Below are 22,626 nucleotides of genomic sequence, written 5' to 3' on the forward strand. Positions count from 1 at the left end.
CAAAAGCCGTTAAGACACAGTCTTTATTTTTACAGACTTATTATTCTGTTCATTATTAATACTGAATGACACCGAACTGCGCCAGTGTATAGAAAACTAAAATAATTAAAAGCAGTACCGGTGCGATATAGCGGATCATCATGCGGTAAATATTTTTGCGCTTGAAGGTTTCGCCGTTTTTGGTGGCTTCTGCAATAATGTAATCGGCGCCGACAAACCAGCCAATCATAATGCAGGTTAAAAATGCAACAACCGGCAGCAGTATACTGTTACTGATAAAATCACAGAAAGTCAGGAAATCCATGCCAAAGATTGTAAATCCGGACCATATACCGTTGCCTAAAGAGCATGGCACACCGAGCAGAATGGAAAACAGTACAATACCGATACAGCATTTAATACGGCTCAGCCCAAAGCGGTCCATCATCATCGAAACAATTGCTTCCATGACAGATACGGAACTTGTCAGTGCGGCAAACAATACCAGTGTAAAAAAGAGTGCACCCATAAAACGTCCACCTGCCATTTGTGAAAAGACCTTCGGCAGTGTAATAAACATCAGTCCGGCGCCGCCCTGTGACATTCCGGCTTCTCCGCTGAAAATGTATACGGCAGGAACAACCATCAGTCCGGCAAGCAGGGCAATAACCGTATCAAAAATTTCAATCTGATTGACAGATTTTACCATGCTGACATCGTCACGTGTGTAAGAACCATACGTAATCATAATGCCCATTGCAAGGCTCATGGAATAAAACATCTGCCCCATTGCGGCACAGACGGTTTTCAATGAAAACTTTGAAAAATCCGGTAACAGGTAATATTTTAATCCGGCGGCAGAACCCGGCAGTAATACAACGTAAATGCAGATAACAACTGCAAGAATGATTAAAACCGGCATTAAAACACGGCTGACATTTTCGATTCCTTTTTCAACTCCACACACGACAATCAATGCGGTCAGTGCAAGGAAAATAAAAAAGAAAATGAGTGGTGCGTATTCCTGACTGATAAAGTTTGAAAAAAACGAAGTTTCTGCGGCGGCTTCATTTTGTCCGGAGATAAATACAGCCATGTATTTTGTTACCCAGCCGCCGATTACGCAGTAATACGGCAGGATAATAACCGGAATGATAAAAGCAATCGGTCCGATAAATCCAAATTTTTTATGCACTTTTGCATAGGCTCTTGTAGGACTTAATTTGGTTTTCCGTCCGATTGCAATTTCGGTGGTCATGAGTGTAAATCCAAACGTCAGTGCCAATATAATATAAACTAAGATAAAAATGCCGCCGCCGTACTGTGCAGCCAGATAAGGGAACCGCCACAGATTTCCGAGTCCGACAGCACTTCCTGCGGCGGCAAGTACGAATCCAAGCCCGCCGGTAAAGCTTCCTCTATGTTTCTTTTCCATAAAACCTCCATTATTGAATCAAATTATTGTTGTTGAATGCTGATACTGCCCAAAGACAGTTTACAAACAGATTATTATCATAACAGAAGCGTGAAAAATGTGCAAGCACAGGTGTATAAAATATTAAGGATTTATAAAAACAATAAAAAAATAAAAGAAGACTTGACTTTAAGTAAACTTTAAGTTGTATGCTATAAATAACAAAAAATGACTACGCAGCATTACTATGGCTGTGGAATGGAGGAATTTATGTATTTGGAAAAGATTCAGTCACCTGAAGATGTAAAAAAATTAGATGTAGAACAGTTAAAGGTGCTTGCAGGCGAAATGCGCCAGGCACTGATTCAGAAGTTAAGTGTCCACGGCGGACATGTCGGTCCGAACCTTGGTATGGTTGAAGCCACAATTGCCATGCACTATGTATTTGATTCACCAAAGGATAAAATGGTATTTGACGTTTCACATCAGAGTTACTGCCATAAAATGCTGACAGGACGTGCAGATGCATTTTTAGATGAAGCAAAATATGATGATGTATCGGGATATTCTGAGCCGTCCGAGAGTGAACACGACTTTTTCTGCATCGGACATACGTCAACTTCAGTCAGTCTTGCCTGCGGTCTTGCAAAGGCGAGAGATCTGGCAGATGAAAATTATAATGTTATTGCAGTTATTGGAGATGGTTCTTTAAGCGGTGGCGAAGCACTGGAAGGACTGGATTTTGCAAAGGAATTAAACGGCAATCTGATTGTGGTTGTCAATGATAATGAAATGTCTATCGCAGAAAACCACGGCGGTTTATATGAAAATTTAAAGTTGTTACGTGATACAAAAGGGCAGGCAGAATGCAACATTTTTAAGGCAATGGGCTTAAATTATGTTTTTGTGGAAGACGGCAATGATTTGACACAGCTTATTGACGCATTTAAAAGGGTCAAGGATTCTAAGGCGCCGGTTGCAGTGCATATCCATACATTAAAGGGTAAGGGATATACATTGGCAGAAGAAAACAAGGAAAGTTGGCACTGGCATATGCCATTTGATATTGAAACCGGCAAAACAAAAGGAAATTATGACGGTGGAGAAGATTACGGTACGTTGACCGCAGATTATCTGTTACAGAAAATGAAAGAAGACGCTTCTGTTGTAGCAATTACTTCCGCAACACCGACGGTTTTTGGTTTTACAAATGATAAGAGAGAGCAGGCGGGAAGACAGTTTGTGGATGTAGGTATCGCGGAGGAACATGCGGTTGCACTTGCATCCGGACTAGCAACGGGCGGTGCAAAGCCGGTTTACGGTGTGTACAGCACATTTTTACAGAGATGTTATGACCAGTTATCACAGGATTTATGTGTCAATAACAGTCCTGCAACAATTCTGACATTTTGTGCTTCCGTATACGGAATGAACGATATTACCCATATCGGATTTTTCGATATTCCGATGATTGCAAATATTCCGAATTTAGTATACCTTGCACCGACCTGTAAGGAAGAATATTTTGCAATGCTTGACTGGGCAGTAGAGCAGAAAGACCACCCGGTAGCGATCCGTGTACCTGCAACAGGTGTGGCAACTTCCGGCAGACCGGTTGATGCGGATTACAGCACATTAAACCGCTATGAAGTTACAGAAAAAGGCAGTAAAGTGGCAATTCTTGCATTGGGTGATTTCTATACATTAGGCGAGGAAACAGCAGAACTTTTAAAGAAATCCGGTATCCATGTAACACTGATTAATCCGAGATTTATCACAGGCTTAGATAGTGAACTGTTAGAAAATCTGAAAGCAGAACACAGTATGGTTGTGACACTTGAAGACGGCGTGTTAGACGGTGGTTTCGGTGAAAAAATCGCACGTTTTTACGGTGCTTCGGATATCAAGACCTTAAACTTCGGATTAAAGAAGGAATTTTTAGACAGATATAATGTCGAAGATGTCTTAAAGGCAAATCATCTGACACCGGAGCAGATTGCAGAGGATATTCAGGCAGTGATGTAAGGTAATTGACAGAATAGATGATACCCCGGGAATATATCAGGCGGTTGGGCTTATATATTACTGGGGTGTTTTTGTATTGACAATAAAAAGGCTCTTTGTCAAGAGTGGAGGTTAAAAAGCAGGCTTATTTCATCTCAAAGGGAAAGAGATTTTGTAAATAGTAACTATGACGATATTAAGCAGGTATTTAGTATTTGGCTTTGTATGAATATGGATTCTAACAGTATGAGCCATATACATTTTGTTAAAGATGAAATGTTAGAACCGTATGATTGGAAAGGAAAATATGCATAAGATAGGCTATACATCAAATCAGATAGCTGATGCTGTCGGAATCCGCCGATTCAATCACAATAAAAAGAATCGGCGGATTGGTTTAACTTTTGCCTTTAATTCTGCATAAACGCTTTCATAATATTCACTTCTTTTGCAGTCTTTAAAATAGACTCCTGCTGCATTTTCAGATACAGTTCCAGTGCTTTGACTTCCTTTTCGGAAAAGCCGTCATTGGAAATAATCGTGCAGTCCGGAATTTTACCCTCGGCACTTTTTCTGCCTTCGCTAAACAGTACGAAAGCTGTCGGTTTGCCGTCTTTTTGAAAAATCTGCGAAATAGACATGTTCATTTTACCGTTCATAAGCATATATTCCTTTTCTATATTTATTATATTGTTCTGCGTAACAGCCTGTATGGAATTGTTGAATCCAAACAGCATTTAATTAAAAATATTATAGCAGAACATTTTACAAGAAGCAAACTTAAAACAAAGAAAATCAACCCAAAATAGCTTTTCTAAAATGAAAATTAATGTTATAATAACATGAAATATTTTCGTTCCGGGGACTGAAAAAATCGGTGAAAAGCCGGAACAGCAGGAGGATTGTGGTGAAAAGAGGAAAAAAACGAATTATCGGACTGGTTATATTTGCAGTGGCAGTGGCGCTGATTGCAGGATATATAAAATTTTTTAACGGAACATTTTTATACATTTCGACAGGTTTAAAAGATGATGTCGTATTAAAAGCAGGCAATTCAAAAGCCTACACATGGGAGGCAGATATTCTGCTTTCCGATGCCAAAAAAGAATATGAAAATGTTTTCGGAAGCGGTGTGTGGAGTCAGAGCATGGAAGGTGTCAACATGGATGACTATGTAAAGGACCAGGTGCGCTCCAAGTTAATCCGCGTAAAATGTATGAATCTCATGGCAAAAGAAAAGGGTGTGGTGCTGTCGCGTACCCAGAAAGATGCTGTAAGCAGTGCGGCAGATACATTTTTTAATGCACTGACACAGGAGCAGGTTTCTGCTTTAAATGTTACAAAAGATCAGATTGAAAAAATGTTTACGGAGTTTGCAATTGCAGATACATTATATGACGATGTGACTTCGCAGATTAATACGGAAGTCAGCTCCGATGATGCAAGAGTGATTACAATACAGTACATCTGTGCGGGTTCCAAGTCGGACATTTCTTCCGCAAAAGAGCGTTTGGATAACGGAGAGTCGTTCTATTCCGTAGCAAAGGATTTTGGCGGGGAAGAAGAATCCGAAACAGAATGCAAGCGCGGTGAAATGGAACAGGCATTTGAAACGGCAGCCTTTAATTTAAAGACAGGCGAAACCAGCAGTATTGTTGAAGCAGGCGGAAAATATTACATTATCCGCTGTACCAGTGACAATGAAAAGTCCAAAACGGAAGCTAATAAAACGGCGCTGATGGATGAAAAGAAGCTGGAATATTTTAACAGTGTCTTTGAAAGCTATGAAGCTTCTAAGTATGTGGAAATGAATAAGAAGGTCTGGAACAGCAAGAAGACCGCCAATGCCACAGAACTGCCGGTAAGCTTTGAAACAGTTTTTAATGAGCTGGTAAAATAAATTACGTATTTGTAATGTGATTCTGACAGCAAAGATATTTAAAAGATAAAAAATATAAAATAGAAATAAGAAAAAGAATGGAGAAAATCATGGCAGAAAAGAAATATGATGCGTCCAGTATTTCCATTTTGGAGGGGCTGGAAGCAGTCCGCAAACGTCCCGGCATGTATATCGGAAGTGTCGGAACAAAGGGGCTGAATCATTTAATCTATGAAATTGCGGATAATGCGGTCGATGAACATCTGGCAGGATACTGTACGCAGATTGACGTATCATTAAATAAGGACGGCACGGCAACAATTAAGGATAATGGACGAGGAATTCCTATTGGGATTCACCCGAAGGCAGGAATCCCGGCAGTGGAGGTTGTCTTTACGATTCTGCATGCGGGTGGCAAGTTCGGTGACGGTGGATATAAGATTTCAGGTGGACTTCACGGTGTAGGTGCATCTGTTGTCAATGCACTTTCAGAATGGCTGGAGGTTGAAATTCACGTAGACGGCGGCATATACCGTCAGCGTTATGAGCGCGGTAAAGTGATGTATCCGCTTGAAAAGACCGGTACCTGCCGAAAGAGCGATACGGGAACGACAGTTACTTTCCTGCCGGATAAAGAAATTTTTGAAAAAACACGTTTTAAAGCCGATTCTATTCAAAGCCGTCTGCATGAGACGGCTTATTTGAACCCCGGACTGACGATTCATTTTACGGATAACCGCATTGAACCGGCAGCAGAAGCAACATATCATGAGCCGGACGGCATTAAGGCATATGTAAAGGACTTAAATACAGGCAAAGAGCCGGTGCAGGATATTGTGTATTATAAAAAGAGCGAAGACGGCATTGAAGTGGAAGTTGCATTCCAGTATGTCAATGAATTTGAAGAAAATATTTTAGGCTTCTGCAACAACATTTATACACAGGAGGGTGGAACGCACATCACCGGTTTTAAGACGAAATTTACCATGGTCATGAACCAGTATGCGAGGGAGCTTGGTATTTTAAAGGAAAAAGACCAGAATTTCACCGGTGTTGATGTCCGCAACGGTATGACGGCGATTGTAGCAGTGAAGCACCCGGCGCCGCGTTTTGAAGGACAGACAAAGACCAAACTGGACAACCCGGACGCGGGAACGGTAGTAAGTTCCGTGACAAATGACGAAATCCAGCTTTATTTTGACAAACATCTGGACGACTTGAAGGCTGTGCTTGCCTGCGCAGAAAAGTCTGCAAAAATCAGACGTGCCGAAGAAAAGGCAAAGACCAATATGCTCTCAAAGCCGAAATTTTCGATTGACAGCAACGGAAAGCTGGCAAACTGCGAAAGCCGTAATGCGGAGGAATGTGAAGTCTTTATTGTCGAGGGAGATTCTGCCGGTGGTTCGGCAAAGACAGCGAGAAACAGACGGACACAGGCAATTCTGCCAATTCGTGGTAAGATTTTAAATGTAGAAAAAGCAAGTATTGATAAGGTTCTTGCAAATGCGGAAATCAAGACGATGATTAATTCTTTCGGCTGTGGTTTTCTTGAAGGCTACGGCAACGACTTTGATATCAGCAAACTGCGTTATCATAAAATTATTTTAATGACCGATGCCGATGTGGACGGTGCACATATTGATACACTGCTGTTGACATTTTTCTACCGCTTTATGCCGGAGCTGATTCAGCAGGGACACGTATACCTTGCAACGCCGCCGCTTTACCGTGCCGAGTTAAAGAAAAAGGAAAAAGGCGCAAAGGCGGGAACAGTCGAATACCTGTATGATGACAAGGCACTTGAAAAGTACAGAAAGAAGCATCCAAGCGGCTCATTTTCATTACAGCGTTACAAAGGTCTGGGAGAAATGGATCCGGAACAGCTTTGGGAAACTACGCTGAATCCTGAAACGCGTATTTTAAAACAGGTTGAAATCGAAGATGCCAGACTGGCAACAGAGGTAACTTCGATGTTAATGGGCAGTGAAGTACCGCCGCGTAAGCAGTTTATCTATGCACATGCAGACGAGGCGGAAATTGATGCGTAGAGCATTTCTGGTATAGTAAATAAAACGATATGATTTAATAAATATAATCAGCAGAATTTAATAAATTCAGTTCATTGTTTTTTGAAATGAAAAGATAATAAAAACTGATTTTCAAATGCAGAGATAATAAGAACTGAAAAATCAAGAGGAGAATAAAATGGCAGAGCAGATAGTAAAGACCGAGTATTCCGAGGTCATGCAGAAGTCCTATATCGACTATTCCATGAGTGTCATCACAGCCAGAGCGCTTCCTGATGCCAGAGACGGATTAAAGCCGGTACAGCGGCGTGTTTTGTATGCAATGGATCAGTTGGGCTTAAATTATGATAAACCACACAGAAAGTCGGCACGTATTGTCGGTGACACAATGGGTAAGTATCACCCGCACGGCGACAGTTCCATTTATGAAACGCTGGTCGTATTGTCGCAGGACTTTAAAAAGGGCATGGCACTGGTGGACGGACACGGCAACTTCGGTTCAATCGAAGGGGACGGTGCCGCCGCCATGCGATATACGGAGGCCAAGTTAAAGAAATTTACGCAGGACGTCTACCTTGCGGATTTGGATAAAAATGTTGTCGATTTTGTACCGAACTTTGATGAAACGGAAAAGGAACCGGCAGTGCTTCCGGTCAGAGTGCCGAATCTTTTAGTAAACGGTGCGGACGGTATTGCAGTCGGCATGACAACCAATATCCCGACACACAACCTCGGCGAAGTGGTTGACGCGGTCTGTGCGTATATGGACAATGAGGAGATTACGACCAAAGAACTTATGCAGTATTGTATCGGTCCGGATTTTCCGACCGGCGGTATCGTCATCAATAAAAGTGAGCTGGAACAGATTTACGAAACCGGAAACGGTAAAATCAAGCTGCGCGGCAAGGTTGAATTTGAACCGGCGGCAAAACGCTCGGAGCGTGACAAACTGGTTATTACAGAGATTCCATACACCATGATCGGTGCGAATATCGGAAAATTTATTTCCGATGTGGTAGACTTGATTGAAACAAAGAAAATTACAGATGTCGTAGATATTTCCAATGCTTCTTCCAAAGAAGGTATTCGCATTGTGCTTGAATTAAAGAAAAATGCGGATGTGGAATATTTAAAAAATGTATTATATAAAAAGACAAAGCTTGAAGATACGTTTGGTGTCAATATGCTTGCGATTGTTGACGGAAGACCGGAAACACTGGGCTTGAAGCAGATTATCAAACACCATATTGATTTCCAGTATGAGATTACAACCCGTAAATATACGACCCTTTTAAATAAGGAACTTGACAATAAGGAAATCAAAGAGGGGTTAATCAAAGCCTGCGATATTATTGATTTAATTATTGAAATCCTGCGCGGCAGTAAGAATTTAAAAATGGCAAAGGACTGTCTTGTAAACGGCAATACCGAGGGCATTCAGTTTAAATCCGAAGCTTCAAAAAAGCAGGCGGCAGGGTTGAATTTCACGGAACGTCAGGCACAGGCAATTTTGGAAATGCGCCTGTACAAGCTGATTGGACTTGAAATTCTTGCATTGCAGAAAGAATATGAAGAATGTCTGGAAAAAATTGCAAAATACGAGCGCATTTTAGGCAGTAAAAAAGAAATGGCAAAGGTCATCAAGGCAGATTTACTCAAAATCAAGAAAGAATATGCACTGCCGAGAAAAACGCAGATTGAAGATGCCAAGGCGGTTGTATTAGAGGAGAAAAAGGTGCAGGAGCAGGAAGTGATGTTTATTATGGACCGCTTCGGCTATGCAAAGACCATTGATATGTCGGCGTATGAAAGAAATAAGGAGGCGGTACATAATGAGAACCGCTATGTATTCTCTTGCATGAATACCGATAAAATCTGCATTTTCACGGACAACGGCAGTCTGCATCAGATTAAGGTGCTGGATATTCCATTTACGAGATTCCGTGACAAGGGAACGCCGATTGACAATCTGGGCAACTATGACAGCAGTGGTGAAAATATCCTTTATCTGACACCGTTTGAACAGTTAAAGGGTAAAAAAATGCTGTTTATGACAAAACTGGGTATGGCAAAGCTGGTGGACACCTCAGAATTTGAAGTCAGTAAACGTACCGTAGCCGCGACCAAATTACAGGAAGACGATTTACTGGTCGGCATCTATGTGACTGATGCGGTAAAAGAAGTTTTCTCAAGATTTTCACTGGACGGGGAAGTCAAAGAAGAAGAAATGATTGTGAGCAGTCAGCATGTTATCGTGCAGACAGCGGACGGATACTTTTTACGCTTTCCGCTTTCAGATGTGCCTGAAAAGAAGAAGGGTGCGGTCGGTGTGCGCGCAATCAAACTGACCGGAAAAGATACGGTCGAAGATGTGTATCTGCTTACACAGGGGGATGAACTCACGATAGAATACCGTGGTAAAAACGTAGACTTTGCCCGATTAAAAATGGCGCATAGGGATACGAAAGGAACGAAAATACGAGTCTGAAACAATAATCTGCTGTACCTCAACGTGTTACTTGACTTCGGTACAGCAGATTATTTTTTCTGTGTAGTGGGTGGCTGAGGTTGTACGGAGGAGAGGTCGGGAGTAATGGTGTGTCGGGAATGGAAAGTATGAAATATGATATATAGTATTAGAGCCCGCTTAATCAGGCATTCTGCCTGATTTTTGCGGACTCTTTTTGACGGATATTATCACCATAAAACTGAGATATTTATCTGATTTAGTCATTTAACAAATATTCTTCATATTTTTCAATAACCTGCTTCATGACATCAGGTCCCGGAGCGCCGAGGGTCAGACGTTTTTCAACGCAGGTCTTTAAGCTGATGGCATCGTAAATATCCTGTTCAAATACAGGACTGATTGCTTTGTATTCGTCTAATGTAAGGTCATCTAATGCGATTCCCTTTTCGATACAGGTTAATACAAGCTGACCGACAATGCCGTGGGCATCGCGGAACGGAACACCTTTTTTTACAAGGTAGTCAGCAGCATCTGTTGCATTGGTAAAACCGTGCTTTGCGCTGTCTTCCATGCGCTTCGGATTAAAACGCATTGTGGCGATCATGCCTTTAAACAGGCTGACACAGCCCTTTACCGTATCAATCGCATCAAAGGAGAGTTCCTTATCTTCCTGCATATCCTTATTGTAAGCAAGCGGAATACCTTTCATGGTTGTCAGCAGGCTCATTAATGCGCCGTAGACACGTCCAGTCTTTCCACGGACGAGTTCTGCAATATCCGGGTTTTTCTTCTGCGGCATGATAGAACTGCCGGTGCTGTATGCGTCATCTAACTCAATGAATTTATATTCATTGGAATTCCAGATACAGATTTCTTCTGAAAAACGGCTTAAATGCATCATAATCGTAGAAAGTGCATTTAAAAATTCAATCAGATAGTCACGGTCAGAAACAGAATCCATACTGTTTAAAGTTGGACCGTAAAAATCAAGCAGGCTGGCAGTCAGTTCACGGTCAAGCGGATAAGTCGTTCCGGCAAGTGCGCCTGCGCCGAGCGGGCAGTAGTTCATTCTTTCGTAAATGTCATGCAGGCGGCTTCTGTCACGCTTAAACATTTCAAAATAAGCGCCGAAGTGATGTGCAACCGTAACCGGCTGTGCCTTTTGTAAATGTGTAAAGCCCGGCATATAGGTTTCGGTATTTTCCTTCATGATTTTTAAAATCACTTCCATGAGTTCTTTGACTTCCTGATTGACGTTTAAGACCTCATCACGTGTATAAAGGCGCATATCCAGTGCAACCTGGTCGTTACGGCTTCTTCCGGTGTGCAGCTTTTTGCCGGTGTCACCGATGCGCTCAATCAGAGTTGCTTCCATAAAGGTATGAATATCTTCATATTCGTCTGTAATTTCAAGCTTACCGCTTTCAATATCGGAAAGGATTCCGTTTAATCCGTCAACAATTTTTTTGCTTTCGTCTTCTGAAATGATACCCTGCTTTCCGAGCATTGTTGCATGGGCAATACTGCCGCGGATATCCTGTCTGTAAAATTTCTGGTCAAAAGAAATAGAAGCGTTAAAGTTATTTACAAGCTGGTCTGTTTCCTTTGTGAATCGTCCTCCCCAGAGTTTCATAGTGTCCTCCATTCTGCCGTTTTGGCGCTGTAATTTTGTGTAAGTTTTTAAGTAATGCTTATTTGGTATCGTCCGTAATATCCATATTTTCAAAATCATCTAAAGTGTCAATATCTACCGGAGGGGCAGTATCTTGTTTTATTTGATTAATGTCGGACTGTGTCATGATAACTTTTGTCTTGCGGTGCATGAATAATGTGTCTGTTTCAGAAAGATATTCCTGAAGCAGCGGTGGAAGTTTTGTGGTGTCAATCTTTCCATTAACCCGGTATTTTCCGAATAAATGTACCGCAACTAATATAATAATGCATAAAAGTGTAATTATGCAACCCTTAATCAGATTTACCGGCATATATTTTAGTACAATTGTGTGTTCTCCGGCTGAAACAGAAACTGCAAGCAGGGCATCTTTTACTGCATAAGTATTCACTTTTTTACCGTCTATATAAACACTCCAGCCGCCGTCATACGGAATTGAAAACAGCATTGTACTGTCGCTTTGTGCCGTTACGGTGCCTTTTATTTTCGTATCAGAGTGTGAAGTGATGTTTAATCCGCCGTTATTTAAAATGTTATAGGCGTTGATAAAACGTTCTTCTTCTAACGTATAAACGGAAAGCCCCATTGGGGTATCGCCGTATACTTCAATGGAATCGGCAGTTGTAACATAGCCGATGTCAATTAAATGATTGCCGTTTTTTAATCCGGAGTAGTTATTGACCGATCCGTTGACTTTAACACCGACAGAATCGACATTTGTACCGGATACGGCAAGATACATATGACCGTTTTTAATCGGTTCAATATTAACATCTGTTTCCGATGTATATTCGTAAGTCAGCGTAAAGACATTGGCAATGCCTGTGGCAGCCTTAATCAGGCTGTTCTGGCTTTCAATGCCGTTATACATCGAACTGGTTGTCCATTCATCTTCAAAATTCGCCGGTACGAGATAACCCAGTGGCAGTGTATAATTATTTTTATAAATAAATTCACCGTCACTTCCGGTCACATACTGTAATAGCCGGCTTTCTGCCAGGTGCTGGTTACTGATAACATATTTTACGGAAAACAAAGAATTCGTTACCATGGTAGCACCTTCATATCCATACGCATTGGTTGAATGTTCAAATCCGAGATAACCGAATAAATCGGAAATGCCTGCGTTGGAGGTTGATGAAAATGTTGCAAGAGAGTGATAATTGTGCCATGCCCCGTCATTTTTGGAGCGCGCACCCGTTATCTTATCCATGCGGTAAAAGGTGGAATCCGATGCGGCAATCGTATCGGTAACCGTTTTCACGGCATCGTAATCGAGCAGATAAGCGGTACGGTTCGTTGTGCCAAGACCTGTCGATTCCATATTCATCGTACATTCAATGATGCTGACGGCAAATGCTGCAAATAAAATAACCGGAATTTTAAAGCTTGTCCGGCGGTGAAGCTGAATCAGCAAGGCGTAAGCTAAGATAAATGCACCGCTGATATAAACGCTCTTTGCATCGTAAGTGCTGTCTGTCGTAAACATCTGTTCAATTACAAATAAAAGTCCGACAGCAATCCACACAGCCGCTGCCAGCTGTTTGTCTGTTGTTTCTTTTAAATAGTAAAAGGCTTCAAATGCCATCGTCAGCACAAAGAAAACGTAGATAAAGGACTGACGGCATGGCAGGCTGTTCGGATAATGGAATCCGTGCCAGATGAAATTAAAAATGTTAATGTTAAATGCCAGCAAAAAGACCAGTAAAATACAGAATTTTCCGATACGTTCTCTTGGCTGAATTTTTTTATTCATGGCATACAGCGGAATCAGTAAAAAGATAAAGACACCGCAGTAAATGTTTGGATAGTGGTCCAGTCCCAGATGTACCGGAATGTTTATCAATTGTCTGGTAAGCATTTCAAGCATGGAAAAATACACGCTTAACGTTTTCGGGAAAGACACGTCACTGGAAGCGGATAACGAGAATGTATACAGCTCCGGCAGTAACAGACAGGCAGACAGACCGCCCGCAAGCAGGGAGTATACGCACCAGTGAATAAATTTCTTTAAATAAATGCGCGGATGGCGTGTGCCGTTGTAAGAAACCATTAAAACAATGAAATACAATACAACCGCCATACATACCATGATTGCAATATAGTAATTGGTGAAAATGCAAAGTCCGAGACTGATACAGTACAGCAGGCATTTATTTTCATTGACCAGACGTTCCAGTCCCAGCATAATCAGCGGTACTAAAATAACGCAGTCCAGCCACATAATATTCCAGCTGTATGCGGCAACGAAGCCGGAGAGTGCATAAAATGTTCCGAATAATGCAATCGAACAGCTTTTTGTGTGAAAATGCTTTGCAATATAATATGCAAAGGAGACAGAAGCTGCTGCCAGCTTTACAATAATCATTGCATTCATGATTTCAATCATGGAACGCTGCGGAAACAGTGCAATCAGCCAGTTGGCAGGACTTGCAAGATAGTAGGCAAACAGGGAAGTGAAATTCGTTCCCATGCCGATATCCCATGAGTAGGTCAGGCTTTCGCCGCTTCGGATTTTATGCCAGAATTCCGAAAAAAACGGTGCATACTGATGATACATATCAGAACGCAGATAGCAGTTTGAACCAAATGGGAAAATGTCGCGCACATAATACAGTGCAGCCAAAATAATAACCGGAATCAGAAATGCCATTACAAAGGTAATATTACCGCTTGGAATGGAACCGTTCTCATCATCCAGCAGTGAAAAATGAAATCTTTTCTTAGTGTCAGCCTTTGCTGACTTGATTTTCTTTGACAAGATGCGCCTCCTCGAATCATAATAATAATTTATTTTACTATAATGGGAAATTTCTGTAAACATTTTGTTAAATAAAATGTTTCTGGTACTTTCGTTTGTTTTGTGATTTTCTGCTTGTAATCTACGATTGATTTCGGTAAAATAAAAAATGAGCACAAAGGGGGCTTTATACTTGTAAAAAATAAAGTATAAGGAGATGTGGTCAATGAAAAAAGAACAGGTTATTAAAGCTGCTGCCATTGCAGCCGTAATTTTAATTTCAGGGGTGTTTTATACAGTAAAACAGCAATCTGAAACCGGGGCAGCAAAGGCAGCGGTTGTGCATACGGAAGAATCTGTTACACAGGAAGAAACAGAAAACATACAAAATGTAACCGGGCAGGAAGAACAGAAAGCACTTTGTTACGTATATATCTGTGGGGCGGTTGTAAGTCCCGGTGTATATGAAGTTCCGGAGCATACAAGAATTTATGAAGTTGTTGAACTGGCGGACGGTTTTACGCCGGAAGCAGATGATACGGTATTAAATCTTGCAGAAAACGTGTTGGACGGGCAGAAACTCTATATTCCCAAGCAGGGAGAAATAACAGAAAAAGCAGATACGGCACAGGATGTGCAAGGTGTGGGGAAAGTGAATATTAATACAGCAGATAAAACGGCGTTGATGACACTTCCGGGAATCGGAGCGTCTAAAGCGGAGGATATTATACAATACAGAAAAGAAAACGGGTCTTTTCAAAAAATTGAAGATATTAAAAAAATTTCCGGTATTAAAGATGCTGCGTTTAACAAAATCAAAGAGTTGATTTGTGTTTGAGAAAACCTGCAGGCCGGAGGGATGAGGAGAAACATGGCAAACAAAGTTTTAGTAGTGGATGATGAAAAGCTGATTGTAAAGGGATTAAAATTTAGTCTGGAACAGGATGGCATGCAGGTAGAATGTGCATATGACGGAGAGGAAGCACTGGAATGTGCCAGAAAGAATTCATATGATATGATTCTTTTAGATATTATGCTGCCAAAAATGGATGGCATGGAAGTGTGCCAGCAGATACGTGAATTTTCAGATGTTCCGATTATTATGCTGACTGCAAAGGGTGAGGATATGGACAAGATTCTCGGTCTGGAATACGGTGCAGATGACTATATTACAAAGCCTTTTAACATTTTAGAGGTAAAGGCACGGATTAAGGCAATTTTACGCCGGAATTCAAAGGCATCAGCTAAAACGGAAGCAAGCAGCCAGATTGAAACGGGAGATATGCGTATGGACTGTGACAGCCGCAGTTTATTTATCCATGATAAGGAAGTGTATCTTACGGCAAAAGAATTTGATTTACTGGAATTACTGGTGTTAAATCCCAATAAAGTTTACAGCCGGGAAACACTTCTTAATACGATCTGGGGTTATGACTATCCGGGGGATGCACGGACAGTAGATGTACATGTACGCCGTTTGCGTGAAAAGATTGAAGAAAATCCGAGTGAGCCAAAGTATGTTCATACTAAGTGGGGAGTAGGATATTATTTCAATGTTTAAGAATTTAAAACCGGATCGGTTAAAAATCGTAAAATTTCATAAAAAAAGTCTGCTGGAACTTGTAAGATTGGTTTTTAGAAAACTCAAAAGTGCAAGGGTGCGGCTGTTTATGATACTGGCAGTCTTTTCAATTGTGCCACTGTATTTCGTGGATGTCATGATTCCATATTATTACAGAAGCTCCATGATTAAGGACAGAAAGGCAGACCTGCAGACGAAAGCAGCTGTCGTTGCCGGAGAGTATGCGGATTTTGAGTCGCTTGCCGAGGCAGAAAAAGCCGGTATGTATAATCAGATGGTGCGCTACTCCGCATTTGAAACCATGCGTATCCGTGTTATTAATACGAATTTTGTCATACAGTCGGATTCTTATTCTTTTGAAACAGGAAAGACGATTATTAATTCACGTGTCATCAGCGCATGTAATTCCAAAAAGAGTTTTTCAGGATATGATAAAACAACCGGAACAATAGAAGCTGTTGTGCCGCTGTACAATAAAAATAATGAACTCATGGGGGTACTTTCTGTGGGTGTTGATGTTTCCGAGATTGATAAGTTCCAAAGCGAGGTTAGTTACCGTACCGGAATTATCCGAACGGCATTGGTAACGATACTGTTGGCAGGAGCATATATTATATCCAAGCTGTATGGAAAGACATTAAGAAAGCAGTTCCATACGGTCGAGGAAATTGCAAACGGACATACAGAAAAAAGGCTCAGCATAAAAGGAGACACACAATTACAGGATTTTGCCCGCAATTTTAATCTGATTATGGATAAGGCAAGTGTATTAGATGAGAGCCGTCAGGAATTTGTATCTAATGTGTCACATGAATTAAAGACGCCGATTACATCGATTAAGGTGCTGGCAGATTCCCTGAATTTGCAGGAAGATGTGCCGATTGAACTGTATAAGGAGTTTATGCAGGATATTGTCAATGAAATTGACCGCGAAAGTAAAATTATTGACGATCTGCTTTCGCTTGTGCGGATGGACAAGCCGTCCGGTGCGATGAATATTTCGTCTGTGAATCTGAATGAATTAATGGAGATTGTACTTAAGCGTTTAAAGCCGATTGCACAGAAAAAGAATATCGAACTGCTGTTTGAAAGCTTCCGCCCGGTCGTTGCAGAAATTGACGAAGTCAAGTTTACACAGGTTGTATCCAATCTTGTTGAAAATGCGATAAAGTACAACAATTTAGACGGCTGGGTGCATGTAGCCCTAAATGCCGATTATCAGTATTTTTATGTGCGTGTAGAGGATTCGGGAATTGGTATCCCGAAGGAAAATCAGGATATGGTATTTGAACGCTTTTACCGTGTGGATAAGGCACGTTCCAGAGAAACCGGAGGAACGGGTCTGGGACTTGCAATTGTAAAGAAAATTATCCTTATGCACCACGGAACGATAAAAATGCACAGCGAAGAAGATGTAGGAACGACATTTACGGTCAGAATTCCGTTAAATTATGTTCAGTCCGATACAGAACAGGAGGGACGGCTTTCGTGAAAAAAATAGTTGGATATATACTGGTTTTATTGCTGGCTGTCAGCAGTTGTTTTGCGTATACCGGATGTCAGAAAAACACATCGGAAAGCCAGGTGTATAAAGTTTATTATATGAATAGTTCGGCCAATAAACTGGTAGAAAAAACATATAAAACGGAAACATCAGATACGCTGGTGCTGATGCGGGAATTGATGCAGCAGATGAATACACGTCAGAAAAAGGAAGACTGTGAAGTCATTAAGCCGGAGCAGGTCCGTTTAGACCATGTGACTTTTGATTCGTCCAAAAGCACGGCGAATATTTATTTCAGCAGGGAATATAACGAATGTGACAATTCTGTTAAACTGCTTTTAAATGCGGGAATTGTAAAAATGCTCACACAGATTAACGGTGTTTCTTATGTGCAGTTTTATGCGGACGGCAGTGTAGCGGAGTACCCTGACGGAACGCAGATCGGACTGCTGTCCATGGAAGATTTAGTCGATGACTCGAATGAAGCAATGGGAAATATTGAATGGAAGAATCTCAATTTGTATTATGCAGACAAGCTTGGGGATAAACTGGTAAAAACATCGGTTGCAGTCGCTTACAGCAAGAACGTATCCTTGGAAAAAATGGTTGTAGAACGGCTGATTAAAGGTCCTTCTGATACGTCGGTATATGCAACACTGCCAACGGATTTAAAACTGCTCAATATTTCCGTAAGTAACCGCGTGTGTTATGTCAATTTAAGCACGACATTTTTAACGGAAATGGTTAACGTGTCCAATGAAATACCGGTGTATTCTATTGTGAATTCATTGTGTGAACTGGATAGTGTGGATGCTGTTAAAATTATGATTAACGGGGACTCCAGTAAGACATTCCGTGAAAGCATCAGTTTAGATAGTACATTTACATTTAATGAAGCAATTGTAAGTTCATAAATGCATTATGCATAAAACAGGAGGGGATTTTATTAAAAGACCGATGGTATTTGCGGCACTTGTCACGGTATATATTGCGCTGTGTATGACTGCTGCAGGCAAAATATATCTGCTTTGTGGGCTGCTTGTTATGACGGCAGCAGTTCTGGTAATTGTTAAGAGAACAGGCAGGAAATGGACTGTCTGCCTGTCCTTTCTTTTTTCTTTGATTTCTTATGGAATAATCTCTGTCCGGTCAAAACCGGCATCCTTTGATTCCGTTATACAGCAAAAGGCACAAAAAAGTACGGTTACAGGAACGGTCTGTGCCGTGGAACAAAAAGATGGATATGACTGTATTATATTAAAAAATACAACGGTATCCATACAGAATAGCGACAAAACTGAAAATCCGGAAGAAAGAGCAGGAAAGCTTCTTGTATCCATTGTTAATACATATTCTGATAAAGGCGGGGTACAGGGGGATGGAAAAACGGTGTCAACAGTTGAGATTGCACCCGGTGATATGCTTTTAGTGTCCGGAACATTAAAGTGTTTTGAAACTTCACGCAATGAGGGCGGTTTTGATAGCAGAATGTATTACAAATCTATCGGGATTCATTATAAAATGACAGCCGAAGATGTGACGGTGCTTACCAGGAAAAGACAGACGGCAGGCTATTTGTTATCAGAATTCCGCTTGAAAATTAAAGAAGTCTATGAACAGATTGGCACAAAAGAAAAGGCAGGTTTGTACAGCTCGATTGTTCTTGGCGACAAGAGCAGTCTGGATGGTGATATTAAAAAGCTTTACCAGCGCAACGGAATTGCACATCTGCTGGCAATCAGCGGACTGCACATATCGCTTGTGGGAATGGCATTATACAGGCTGCTGCGCCGCGCAGGAACGTCATATGTATTTTCTTTTGCGGCAGGAACGCTTTTTATAACCGGATATGTTCTGATGACAGGAAATGCGCTGTCAGGACTGCGGGCATTGGTGATGTGTCTTTTGATGATGTATGCACAGGTGCTAGGAAGAACATATGATATGCTGTCTGCGTTAAGTACAGCAGCAGTGATGTTTATCTGGAATAATCCATATGTGTTGTATAACAGCGGCTTTTTGCTGTCTTTTTGTGCAATAATGGGAATTGCGGTCGTTCTGCCTGCGTTGAAACGTGTTTTTCTGCCGGATCGTCCGCAGAGTAACCATGCAGAAAAACGGTGTTTTATAGATACACTGAGGGATACTGTAAAAGCTTCTTTTTTAACCAGTTTTTCTGTTACGGCAGCAACGCTGCCGGTCATTTTGAATTGTTATTATGAATTTCCTTTATATAGTGTATTTTTAAATCTTCTGGTGATTCCGTTGATGCCGCTTGTCATGTTATGCAGTGTGAGCGCTGGCGTTACAGGACTTTTTTGTAAACCGGCAGGTGTGTTTTTACTGGGAACAGCCCATTTTATTTTAGAATTTTATGAAGTTTTATGCGGAACAGCTGGAAAACTGCCGTATGCAAGAATTGTTGCAGGAAAGCCAAAGCTATGGCAGTGTGTAGTATATCTGTTGGTTTTGACACTGTTTGTTGCGTTGTCGCATTTTCCGTCGGATTTTTGGCAGAAACTTCTTTTTAATGCAACACACAAAAAGAGGGAAGGAGCTGCACATTTTAATAGAATGACAAAAAGCACAGGAAATACAGAGCCTAAAAATACAAGAACTATTGAATCTGAAAAATCAACAAAAGGTGAATGTGCTGCAGAATTAAAAAAATCAGCAGAGGACACAAAAACAGTGAAATATTCAAAGATTGTAAAAAAGTGTGAGCTAATATTTTTAGCTGTTGCTATCATGATTATCATGCTGCCGAAAAAGCCGTCTTTTGAAATTGATATGCTGGACGTGGGGCAGGGGGACGGCATCTATATGATGACACCGGAAGGTGAAACGTATCTATTTGACGGCGGGAGCAGTGATGAGAAAAATCTGGCACAAAATACGCTGGTACCGTTTTTAAAATCCAAAGGTGTTGCGCGGATAGATTATGCACTGGTCAGTCACACCGATACAGACCATATCAGCGGCATTATGGAACTGATGCAGGGAGATGAAATTACTGTCGGGGCAGTGCTGCTGCCGGAGGCATTGAAAAATTGTGATGATGCAAATTACATTAAATTTATCAAGATTGCGCAAGACTGTAATATTCCGGTGTGGCATGTCAAAACCGGAGATTTTGTCGGAAACAGTCAGGTTACGGTGCAGTGTCTTCACCCGGAAATATCATACCACACGGATTCAGTGAATGATATTTCGGCGGTTTACCGGATTGACTATGGAGAATTTTCTATGCTGATGACGGGGGATGCAGGAATAAACGTTGAAAATGAATTGCTGGAAAATGGTGTATTATCGCCGGTTACGATTTTAAAGACCGGGCACCACGGTTCAAAAAGTGCCAGCAGTGAAGCATTTTTGGAGAAAATCCGTCCACAGGCGGCACTGATTTCATGCGGGGTCAATAACCGTTATCACCATCCGTCGGAGGAAGTAATACAGCGTTTAAAAAAAATGGATATACAGACAAAGGTAACGGCGCAGTGCGGTCAGATTACTGTTAAAAGTGACGGAAAAACTTATCGGCTTATGCAGTGGCAATAACGGCAGGAATATGTTATGATTGTTTCTAAAGCGGAAGCAGGCTGCATAGAAGAGAGGAAAGTGTGAAAAATCCTTAAATCTAAGATTTTTCACAAGACAGATTGATGAGGCAGGTGTCATCAATCTGCCTTATCGCAGGACTGAATAAATTCAGTCCGCGAATCCTCCGGCATTGGAAGGCCTGCGGAAAAGAGAGATTAGTGTGAAAATATGCTTGATAGCATATTTTTCACACAGCACTTTGTGCCGCAGGCGCAACAAAGTCGCTTTTTATCGCAGAGCCAAATAAGATTTGGCTCGCGATTCCTCCGGCATTAAAATGCCTGCGGAATGGAGATTATTGTGAAAGTAATTAATGAACAGATTAAAACAGGGGAGTTTCAGAGCGTATATCTTTTATACGGTGAGGAGGAATATTTAAAAAAGCAATACCGTGATAAGTTAAAAAAGGCAATCAGCGGGGACGATACCATGAATTATTCTTATTTTGAGGGAAATAAAATCGTGGTAAAAGAAGTGATAGATATGGCAAATACACTGCCGTTTTTTGCACAGAAGCGGTTAATTATCATTGAAAACAGCGGCTTTTTTAAATCTTCACAGGAAGAACTGGCAGATTTTATAAAAAATATGCCGGATTATCTTATTTTTGTTTTTGTTGAATCGGAAGTTGATAAGCGAAATAAAGTATACAAGGCAGTCAGCACGGCAGGATATATCTGTGAAATGAAACAGCAGAGCACTTCCGTACTTGTGCAGTGGATTGTAACCCTTTTAAAAAACGAAGGGAAGACCATTGACCGTCCGGCGGTCGATTTGCTGCTGTCCAAAACCGGCGCAGGCATGGATTTAATCTATGCAGAGGTCGAAAAACTGGTCTCATACTGTATCGACAGACCGCAGATAACCGCGGAGGATGTTGAAGCCGTATGTACAACACAGACCACGAGCCGTATTTTTGATATGATTACGGCGATTGCAACCAAAAAGCAGAAGCAGGCATTGGATTTATACTATGATTTACTGCTGTTAAAAGAACCGCCGATGCGTATTTTATATCTGCTGGCAAGACAGTTTAACGGCATTTTGCAGGTCAAGGAATCATTAATGCGTGGCAATGCCAATGCACAGATTGCAAGAGAAATGGGGGTTGCACCGTTTATTGTCGGCAAATATGCCGCACAGGCAAAATATTTTGAAAGTGCACAGATAAAAGAAGCACTCCAGGATTTTGCGGAAACAGAGGAAGCGGTAAAGACCGGTAAAATAGAAGACAAGCTTGGTGTTGAACTGATGATTATAAAATACAGCCAAAAGTAAAAAAAGAAGCAGATGTGAGTGGGTGACAACATCTGCTTCTTTAAAATACATTATAAAATTAAGCCATAGCGTTTACAGCTTTTGTAATGCGGGAAACCTTTCTTGCAGCTGTGTTCTTGTGGTAGATACCCTTAGAAGCAGCTTTAGAAATTTCGCCGATAGCAACTGGTAATGCAGCTTCAGCAGCAGCCTTATCGCCTGCAGCAACAGCAGCGTCAACCTTCTTTACATAAGTCTTAACTCTAGACTTAACAGCCTTATTTCTATCAGCTCTGATCTGACTTGTTAAAACTCTCTTCTTAGCAGATTTGATGTTAGCCAATCCGTACACCTCCAAAAAAATTATATTTAAAAGATTAATCTGTTTTGCATTAAATCCGGACACGGACGTTCTAATGTAAACATACTACTGTATTATAGCGGGAAGGGGAAAGGATGTCAATAAAATTTTCCATTTTTTTAACGGATTTTTAAAAA

The 22,626-nt window shown here is 41.2% G+C and carries 15 protein-coding genes; 10 read left to right on the forward strand and 5 right to left on the reverse strand.

The window, feature by feature from the left end:
- Positions 1-55: 55 nt before the first annotated feature.
- Positions 56-1,414, reverse strand: coding sequence for a sodium-dependent transporter (locus LI288_RS05280; RefSeq protein WP_022432962.1), 1,359 nt, complete (start codon positions 1,412-1,414; stop codon positions 56-58).
- Positions 1,415-1,663: 249 nt separating this feature from the next.
- Between LI288_RS05280 and LI288_RS05285 the strand changes: the two genes are divergently transcribed.
- A complete protein-coding gene (locus LI288_RS05285) occupies positions 1,664-3,418 on the forward strand; it encodes a 1-deoxy-D-xylulose-5-phosphate synthase (RefSeq protein ID WP_227089676.1) in 1,755 nt (584 codons plus the stop codon).
- Positions 3,419-3,807: 389 nt separating this feature from the next.
- On the opposite strand, the gene LI288_RS05290 is transcribed toward LI288_RS05285, so the two are convergent.
- Positions 3,808-4,056, reverse strand: a complete 249-nt coding sequence (locus tag LI288_RS05290; protein ID WP_022432960.1) for a hypothetical protein — start codon at positions 4,054-4,056, stop codon at positions 3,808-3,810.
- A 248-nt stretch (positions 4,057-4,304) separates the two neighbouring features.
- Between LI288_RS05290 and LI288_RS14400 the strand changes: the two genes are divergently transcribed.
- The 3 genes from LI288_RS14400 to LI288_RS05305 all read left to right on the forward strand — a co-directional run bounded on the left by LI288_RS14400 (position 4,305) and on the right by LI288_RS05305 (position 9,791).
- Positions 4,305-5,297 (forward strand): peptidylprolyl isomerase, encoded by a 993-nt coding sequence (locus LI288_RS14400; RefSeq protein WP_227089677.1) that lies wholly within the window; start codon positions 4,305-4,307, stop codon positions 5,295-5,297.
- A gap of 89 nt (positions 5,298-5,386) precedes the next feature.
- The gene (locus LI288_RS05300) at positions 5,387-7,324 is read left to right on the forward strand and encodes a DNA gyrase/topoisomerase IV subunit B (RefSeq protein ID WP_022432958.1); all 1,938 of its coding nucleotides are present in this window, start codon (positions 5,387-5,389) and stop codon (positions 7,322-7,324) included.
- A 157-nt stretch (positions 7,325-7,481) separates the two neighbouring features.
- Positions 7,482-9,791 carry a DNA gyrase/topoisomerase IV subunit A gene (locus LI288_RS05305; RefSeq protein WP_227089679.1) on the forward strand — a complete coding sequence of 770 codons (2,310 nt, stop codon included), beginning with the start codon at positions 7,482-7,484 and terminating at the stop codon, positions 9,789-9,791.
- Between the two features lie 238 nt (positions 9,792-10,029).
- Here LI288_RS05305 and argH read toward each other — a convergent pair whose 3' ends face one another.
- Both argH and LI288_RS05315 read right to left on the reverse strand, forming a co-directional pair.
- Positions 10,030-11,406, reverse strand: coding sequence for an argininosuccinate lyase (gene argH / locus LI288_RS05310; RefSeq protein ID WP_022432956.1), 1,377 nt, complete (start codon positions 11,404-11,406; stop codon positions 10,030-10,032).
- Between the two features lie 58 nt (positions 11,407-11,464).
- Positions 11,465-14,206: a YfhO family protein gene (locus LI288_RS05315; protein ID WP_227089680.1), complete on the reverse strand. Its 2,742-nt coding sequence runs from the start codon at positions 14,204-14,206 to the stop codon at positions 11,465-11,467.
- 205 nt (positions 14,207-14,411) lie between these two features.
- On the opposite strand from LI288_RS05315, the gene LI288_RS05320 reads away from it, so the two are divergent.
- From LI288_RS05320 to holA, 6 genes are all read left to right on the forward strand, one after another.
- A complete protein-coding gene (locus LI288_RS05320; protein ID WP_227089681.1) occupies positions 14,412-15,023 on the forward strand; it encodes a helix-hairpin-helix domain-containing protein in 612 nt (203 codons plus the stop codon).
- Between the two features lie 33 nt (positions 15,024-15,056).
- A complete protein-coding gene (locus LI288_RS05325) occupies positions 15,057-15,746 on the forward strand; it encodes a response regulator transcription factor (protein ID WP_227089682.1) in 690 nt (229 codons plus the stop codon).
- Positions 15,739-17,259, forward strand: a complete 1,521-nt coding sequence (locus tag LI288_RS05330) for a sensor histidine kinase (RefSeq protein ID WP_227089683.1) — start codon at positions 15,739-15,741, stop codon at positions 17,257-17,259. Before LI288_RS05325 ends, LI288_RS05330 begins: the two co-directional genes overlap by 8 nt.
- Positions 17,256-18,185, forward strand: a complete 930-nt coding sequence (locus tag LI288_RS05335) for a GerMN domain-containing protein (RefSeq protein ID WP_022432951.1) — start codon at positions 17,256-17,258, stop codon at positions 18,183-18,185. The genes LI288_RS05330 and LI288_RS05335 overlap by 4 nt, the downstream gene beginning before the upstream one ends.
- Before the next feature lie 7 nt (positions 18,186-18,192).
- On the forward strand, positions 18,193-20,829 hold the full coding sequence (locus LI288_RS05340; RefSeq protein WP_227089684.1) for a ComEC/Rec2 family competence protein: 2,637 nt from the start codon (positions 18,193-18,195) through the stop codon (positions 20,827-20,829).
- Between the two features lie 342 nt (positions 20,830-21,171).
- The gene (gene holA, locus LI288_RS05345; protein ID WP_227089685.1) at positions 21,172-22,149 is read left to right on the forward strand and encodes a DNA polymerase III subunit delta; all 978 of its coding nucleotides are present in this window, start codon (positions 21,172-21,174) and stop codon (positions 22,147-22,149) included.
- A gap of 58 nt (positions 22,150-22,207) precedes the next feature.
- Here the strand turns inward: holA and rpsT are convergent, their stop codons facing one another.
- A complete protein-coding gene (gene rpsT / locus LI288_RS05350) occupies positions 22,208-22,471 on the reverse strand; it encodes a 30S ribosomal protein S20 (RefSeq protein WP_022432948.1) in 264 nt (87 codons plus the stop codon).
- Positions 22,472-22,626: the final 155 nt, after the last annotated feature.

Origin of the sequence: Lachnospira pectinoschiza (genome assembly GCF_020564355.1) — a bacterium.
Taxonomy (GTDB): Bacteria; Bacillota; Clostridia; order Lachnospirales; family Lachnospiraceae; genus Lachnospira; species Lachnospira intestinalis.